We start from the raw sequence: 6,543 nt of genomic DNA, 5'->3' as shown, positions 1-6,543 counted from the left end.
GGCGGCTCGTCCAACGCGGCCGCGGCCATGCGGGGGTTCCTGAAACTCGCGGGGCTCGATACGCTTGATGAGACCATCATGGCGGCCGGGTTGAAGATCGGGGCCGACGTGCCGGTCTGCCTGGCCGGAAGGCCTTGCCGGATGCGGGGTGTGGGCGAACGCATCACGCCGCTCGCACATTTCGAGCCGCGCCATGCCATTCTCGTGAACCCGATGGTGGAAGTCCCGACCCCTCAGGTCTTCCGCCAGCTGGGCCTCGAGAAAGGGCAGGGTTTCAATGCTCCGATCACGGACGAATGCGATCCGCGATGCTGGCGCAACGATCTGGCGGCGCCGGCCAAGGCCATCGCTCCGGTGATTGGCGACGTCATCGCCAGACTCGAATGCCTGCCCGGCGTCACCCGCGCCTTCATGTCGGGCTCGGGTGCCACATGCGTTGCTCTCTGCGACGGAGAAGAAACAAACCTCGATCTCGATTCCCGCTGGTGGACGGCGAGGGCCATTCTCTCCTGAGGTTCAGTAAGCTCGCGCCACGCAGAAATCGACGGCTTCTAGCAGCGCGTTCTTCAGCTCCGAATCCGGGAAGATCGCCAGTGCGTCGCGCGCGATGTCGCCATAGTGGTTGGCGCGGTCGATGGTGTCTGCAATGGCGCCATGGCGTTCCATCAGCTTCCTGGCATAGCCCAGATCGGCGTCGGTCTGGTCGCCGTCTTCCAGCGTGCGTTTCCAGAAATTCCGCTCTTCGGCGGCACCGCGGCGATAGGAGAGAACCACGGGCAGCGTGATCTTGCGCTCGCGGAAATCATCGCCCACGCCCTTGCCCAGCTTCTCTGTCGTGCCCGAATAGTCGAGCGCGTCATCGATGAGTTGGAAGGCGATGCCGAGATTGCGGCCATAGGACTCGAGTGCCGCCTGTTCGCTGTGCGGGCGGTTGGCGACAACAGCGCCGACTTCGGCTGCGGCCGAGAACAGGGCCGCCGTCTTGGCCACGATCACCTGCATGTAGGCATCTTCGGTGGTGGATGTGTCCTGCGAGACGGACAGTTGCAGCACCTCGCCCTCAGCGATCACGCAAGCGGCATTGGAGAGAATGCGCAGCGCTTCGAGTGAGCCCGTCTCCACCATCATCTTGAAGGCCTGGCCCAGAAGATAGTCGCCGACCAGCACGCTCGCCTGGTTGCCCCAGATGACGCGCGCCGCCTGCTTGCCGCGGCGGAGATCGCTCTCATCCACCACGTCGTCATGAAGGAGCGTAGCGGTGTGCATGAACTCGACCGAGGTCGCGAGCTTCAGGTGATGCTCGCCCGTGTAGCCTACCATGCGGGCGGCCGCGAGCGTCAGCATCGGCCGGATGCGCTTGCCGCCCGAGTTGATGAGATGCGTGGCGATCTCGGGGATCAGCTCCACATGGCTCTTCGCATGCGAGAGGATCGATTCGTTCACCCGCTCCATGTCGGCGAGCGTGAGTTTCACCAGCGGCTCGATGCTCGCCCGCTTCTTGTTGCCCGCTCCTTCCAGCGGAATCACGACTCCCATGGAGACTACCTTCACGTTTTCTTCAGGCCCGGTTAAAGCACAGCCGGGCGGCGAGGCCAATATGGTCAGTCTTGGGGCGACGGCTTGCCGCGAATTGCGAAGTTTTCGTCAATCATGGCCCCGGGAAACCCCTTTACTCGACAGGGGATTGCGGTCAACCTCTCGGAATGATGCAGGAATTGCTCCGTAGCAACGATCTGGTCTATCTGTCCTTTGTCCGCCATGTGCTGAATGAGGAAGGGATCGATCATGTGCAGCTTGACGACCACATGAGCGTGCTGGAGGGGTCTCTCGGAATCCTGCCGCGCCGCATCATGGTTGCCGATGGCTTTCTGGAGCGTGCGAAACTGGCTCTTGGTAACGCCTCGCTAACCATCAACGGCTAGATTGAGGCGGATGCAGATGAGTGCGACAGCTTATTCAGCCCCACCGCCACCCCCGCCAACGGGGGGCAACGTTCCTGCGTCCCTGACGGAGGACGGGTTCCTCGATGGCCGCCTCCGCATCCTGCAGCCCGAAAAGGGGTTCCGAGCCGGCATCGATTCGGTGTTCCTGGCTGCCGCCATTCCTTGCGCACCCGGAGAGACGGTCTATGAGGCCGGCGTCGGCACTGGTGTTGCCGCCCTCTGCCTTCTGGCGCGCAATCCGACCATCCACCTGACCGGTATCGAAGTTGCCGCCCGCTATGCGATGCTCTGCGAGGAGAATGCCAAGCGCAACGGCTTTGCCGACAATATCCGTGTCATTCATTCCGATGTGAAGGAGGCGCTCCGAAAGGACCTGGCCTCCATGCCCTCGCACGGTTCCTTCAGCCACGCCTTCGCCAACCCGCCCTATTTCGAGGATGGCAAGTCGACGCCGTCTCCCAATCTCCTGAAGGCACAGGCCCACGCCTTCGGCCCGGACGATCTCGAACTCTGGGTGAAAGTTCTCCACACCATGGTGACCTTGCGCGGCACGGTGACCATCGTTCACCGCGCCGAAAGCCTCGGCAAGCTGCTGCAGATGATGGAAAACCGTTTCGGCGATATCCGCATCGCCCCGCTCTATGCCCGCGAGGGCACCGCCGCCTCGCGCATCATCGTGCAGGGCGTCAAGGGCTCCAAGGCGCCGATGCAGCTTCTGCCCGGCCTCGTTCTCCATGACCAGAGTTCGCAGTTCACACCGGAAGCCGAAGCCATCCTCCGCGACGGCATGGCCTGGCGCCTGCGCTGACCTTTTCAACCTGTTGACTTGCGGTTGAGCCCTGCCGCACCTACCTATGCGGCATGGGGAAGCAATCCTTTTTCGACCGGTTCGTTCCGCTGCGGTTCCGCAAGTCCGTGCCCGTGGTCAATCATGTGGCGCTGCATGGCGCCATTGGCATGGGTTCGCCGCTGCGGCCCGCGCTCACATTCAAGTCCGCGAACGGCGTTCTCGAACGCGCATTCGCCCGCAAGGGCATCGCCGCCGTTGCAATCACCATCAATTCGCCGGGCGGCTCTCCGGTGCAATCGGCCCTGATCCATGCCCGCATCCGCGAACTGGCGGATGAACACAAGGTGCCGGTGCTGATCTTCTGCGAGGATGTGGCGGCGTCCGGCGGCTACTGGCTGGCCTGTGCTGGCGATGAAATCTATGCCGACGGCAGTTCGATCATCGGATCGATCGGTGTCGTCTCGGCGGGCTTCGGCTTCGTTGAGGCCATCAACAAGCTCGGCATCGAGCGCCGCGTCCACACTTCGGGCGAATCGAAATCCATGCTCGACCCCTTCAAGCCCGAAAAGCAGGAGGACGTGGACCACCTGCTGAGCCTGCAGGCCGACGTCCACCAGTCTTTCAAGGATCTGGTGAAGGGAAGGCGCGGGGCCAAACTCGCCGACAATGATGGAGAACTGTTTTCCGGCGCCTTCTGGTCCGGACGTCAGGCGCTCGCCAGGGGACTGGTCGACGGCATCGGCCACCTGCATCAGGTGCTGAAGCAGAAATTCGGTGACAAGGTCGTGATCCGTAACGTCAGCGCGCCACAGGGTTGGGGCCTGAAAAGACTGGGTTTCGGGGCACAGGCGCCTGATTTTGCGGCATCTGCGATCGACGCCATAGAAACGCGTGCAATCTGGGCGCGTTTCGGCTTATGATGAATGTAATGATGGGGTCATTGGAGGATCCGATGCTTGTCCTGAAGGCTGTAACCGTATTGATCGCCGGGCTCTTGTCGCTTCTGGCAGTGCGGCATGTGATGCGCGAGATGCAGGCGGTAAAGGTGAAAGCCACCACCCGTCAGGCCCGCCCGCAGCAGATGCGCCGCCTCCGCCAGGACCCGCGCACCGGCATCTACTACCCCGAAGCCTGAACCGCGCGCCGGACCCCTTATCGCGGGAGCCGGGAGTTTCTCTTGACGGTGTGAATCGTGCCGCATAGGGTCCGCGCGCTTTCCGAGGCGGACCCGACCCATGGCACTCAATCCGACGAAATCCTTCCAGGACCTGATCCTCACGCTGCACCAGTACTGGAGCGGCAAGGGCTGCGTGATCCTGCAGCCCTATGACATGGAAGTGGGTGCCGGCACCTTCCACCCGGCGACGACGCTGCGCTCGGTGGGCCCCAGGCCCTGGGCAGCCGCCTATGTGCAGCCGTCGCGCCGCCCCAAGGATGGCCGTTATGGCGAGAACCCCAACCGCCTGCAGCATTATTACCAGTATCAGGTGATCATCAAGCCATCGCCGCCCGACCTGCAGGAGCTTTACCTCGGCTCGCTGGAAGCGATCGGCATCGACCGCTCGCTCCATGACATCCGCTTTGTGGAAGACGATTGGGAAAGCCCCACGCTGGGCGCCTGGGGTCTTGGCTGGGAGGTCTGGTGCGATGGCATGGAAGTCTCGCAGTTCACCTACTTCCAGCAGGTCGGCGGCCTCGATTGCGCGCCGGTCTCGGGCGAACTCACCTATGGCCTCGAACGCCTCGCCATGTATGTGCAGGGCGTCGACAATGTCTATGACCTGAACTTCAACGGCCAGGACGGGGCAAAGCGCATTTCCTATGGCGATGTCTTCCTGCAGGCCGAGCAGGAGTTCTCGCGCTTCAACTTCGAGCACGCCAACACCGAGGCGCTGCTGCAGCACTTCATCGACGCCGAGAAGGAATGCCACGCGCTTCTGGCCGCCGGTGACAAGGACGGCCGCCACGAACTGGCGCTCCCCGCTTACGACCAATGCATCAAGGCCTCGCACACGTTCAACCTTCTCGATGCGCGGGGCGTCATCTCCGTCACCGAGCGGCAGGCCTATATCCTCCGCGTGCGTGAACTGGCCAAGGGCTGCTGCGAAGCCTGGAGCAAGACGGCGGGCGGCCGCGCAGCCTGACGCAATCATCCGAACACCGGAAATTGCCGTACAGGGTCACACTCAAGATCAACACCAGAGGATTTCCCATGGCCGAACCGCATATTGCCCAGAAGTCGCCGCTTCCCATCGAGGTCGAGGCGGGCAAGGACTACTGGTGGTGCGCCTGCGGGCAATCGAAGAACCAGCCCTTCTGCGACGGCTCGCACAAGGGCTCTGAATTCGTGCCGGTGAAGTGGACGGCGGAAGCAAATGGCCGCAAGTTCTTCTGCGCCTGCAAGCACACGAAGAACGCGCCGCTGTGCGACGGCGGCCACAAGGCGCTCTGAACGGGTCGCAAGAGGCCCTCATCCGCCCTTCGGGCACCTTCTCCCATTCTGCGAACGGGAGAAGGCCTTTCGCCTCTTGCGCCTTCTCCCGTGGCCTTGCCATGGGAGAAGGTGGCCGACAGGCCGGATGAGGGCCTCTTCCCTCCCTCTCCAAAGGTGACAAGCAGAATCAGGACTGCTAAGTGCCGGGCGCGTCCGGAGACCTGCAATGCCTGAACTGCTGATCGAACTCTTTTCCGAAGAAATCCCCGCCCGCATGCAGCAGAAGGCGGCGGATGACTTGAAGGCGATGGTCACCAACGCGCTGGTCGAGGCGGGCCTCACCTATGAAGGTGCGCAGGCCCATGGCGGCGCGCGCCGCCTCGTCCTTTCGGTCGAAGGGCTGGACGCCAAGGCGGCTGACGTCGCCGAGGAGCGCAAGGGCCCGCGCGTCGATGCGCCTCAGCAGGCGATCGACGGGTTCCTGAAATCGACGGGCCTGACGCTCGACCAGCTTACGCTGCAGGACGACAAGAAGGGCCAGTTCTACGTCGCGGTGATCCGCAAGGCCGGCCGCGCGGCGACCGACGTCATCGCCGAGATCGTGCCGCAGATCATTCGCAGTTTCCCCTGGCCCAAGTCGATGCGCTGGGGTTCGTGGTCCTTGCGCTGGGTCAGGCCGCTGAAATCCATCGTCTGTACCTTCGACGGCGAGGTGGTGCCCTTCGCGGTGGACGGCATCGCGAGCGGCAATGTCACGCAAGGCCATCGCATCATGGGCGGGCCCGCCTTCATCGTGCGGCGCTTCGAGGACTATGCGCAGAAGCTCTACAAGGACTTCGTCATCGTCGACGCGGCGGCAAGGGCCGAGACCATCCGCACCGAGGCGCGCAACCTCGCCTTCGCGCAGGGCCTCGAGATGATCGAGGACGAAGGGCTGCTCCGGGAGACGGCGGGTCTGGTCGAATGGCCGGTGGTGCTGATGGGAAGCTTCGACGAGAGCTTCCTCAGCGTGCCGCCCGAGGTGATCGCCACCTCGATCAAGACCCATCAGAAGTGCTTCGCGCTGCGCGACAGCAAGACCGGCCGGCTGGCCAACCGCTATCTCATGGTGGCCAATCTGGTGGCGAAGGACGGCGGCAAGCTGATCGTCGCCGGCAACAACAAGGTGATCGCCGCACGCCTGAGCGATGCCAAGTTCTTCTGGGACCAGGACCGCAAGGTGAAGCTGGCCGACTGGGCGGCAAAGCTCGATGCCATCACCTTCCATGCCAGGCTCGGCAGCCAGGGCGAGCGCGTGGAGCGCATCGCCGCGCTGGCCGGCGAGATCGCGAAAGCCATCGGCGCCGATGCCGAGAAGGCCGAGCTTGCCGCGCGCC

8 protein-coding genes and 1 pseudogene are annotated in these 6,543 nt (G+C 63.4%); 8 read left to right on the top strand and 1 reads right to left on the bottom strand.

From position 1 onward, the window contains the following. A pseudogene (locus ACEW8Q_RS03115) lies at positions 1-513 on the top strand (4-(cytidine 5'-diphospho)-2-C-methyl-D-erythritol kinase); the annotation flags it as partial. Positions 514-516: 3 nt separating this feature from the next. Here the strand turns inward: ACEW8Q_RS03115 and ACEW8Q_RS03110 are convergent. Further along, positions 517-1,536: a polyprenyl synthetase family protein gene (locus ACEW8Q_RS03110; protein WP_373502591.1), complete on the bottom strand. Its 1,020-nt coding sequence runs from the start codon at positions 1,534-1,536 to the stop codon at positions 517-519. 170 nt (positions 1,537-1,706) lie between these two features. Between ACEW8Q_RS03110 and ACEW8Q_RS03105 the strand changes: the two genes are divergently transcribed. The 7 genes from ACEW8Q_RS03105 to glyS form a co-directional block, all read left to right on the top strand. Continuing rightward, positions 1,707-1,922, top strand: a complete 216-nt coding sequence (locus ACEW8Q_RS03105) for a DUF2007 domain-containing protein (protein WP_373502592.1) — start codon at positions 1,707-1,709, stop codon at positions 1,920-1,922. A 16-nt stretch (positions 1,923-1,938) separates the two neighbouring features. Beyond that, a complete protein-coding gene (locus tag ACEW8Q_RS03100; RefSeq protein WP_373502590.1) occupies positions 1,939-2,751 on the top strand; it encodes a tRNA1(Val) (adenine(37)-N6)-methyltransferase in 813 nt (270 codons plus the stop codon). A 53-nt stretch (positions 2,752-2,804) separates the two neighbouring features. Then, positions 2,805-3,653: a S49 family peptidase gene (locus tag ACEW8Q_RS03095; RefSeq protein ID WP_373502589.1), complete on the top strand. Its 849-nt coding sequence runs from the start codon at positions 2,805-2,807 to the stop codon at positions 3,651-3,653. Positions 3,654-3,685: 32 nt separating this feature from the next. Further along, the gene (locus ACEW8Q_RS03090) at positions 3,686-3,868 is read left to right on the top strand and encodes a hypothetical protein (RefSeq protein ID WP_373502588.1); all 183 of its coding nucleotides are present in this window, start codon (positions 3,686-3,688) and stop codon (positions 3,866-3,868) included. Positions 3,869-3,968: 100 nt separating this feature from the next. Further along, positions 3,969-4,877: a glycine--tRNA ligase subunit alpha gene (locus tag ACEW8Q_RS03085; protein ID WP_373502587.1), complete on the top strand. Its 909-nt coding sequence runs from the start codon at positions 3,969-3,971 to the stop codon at positions 4,875-4,877. A gap of 68 nt (positions 4,878-4,945) precedes the next feature. After that, positions 4,946-5,185 carry a CDGSH iron-sulfur domain-containing protein gene (locus ACEW8Q_RS03080; protein ID WP_373502586.1) on the top strand — a complete coding sequence of 80 codons (240 nt, stop codon included), beginning with the start codon at positions 4,946-4,948 and terminating at the stop codon, positions 5,183-5,185. A 208-nt stretch (positions 5,186-5,393) separates the two neighbouring features. Further along, on the top strand, positions 5,394-6,543 hold a 1,150-nt coding region (gene glyS / locus ACEW8Q_RS03075), incomplete at its 3' end, for a glycine--tRNA ligase subunit beta (protein ID WP_373502585.1).

The organism is Aestuariivirga sp., from assembly GCF_041738905.1.
Classification (GTDB): Bacteria; Pseudomonadota; Alphaproteobacteria; order Rhizobiales; family Aestuariivirgaceae; genus Aestuariivirga.
Note: the sequence above shows the minus strand (reverse complement) of the source record. Positions and strands in the feature narration are given on the sequence as shown.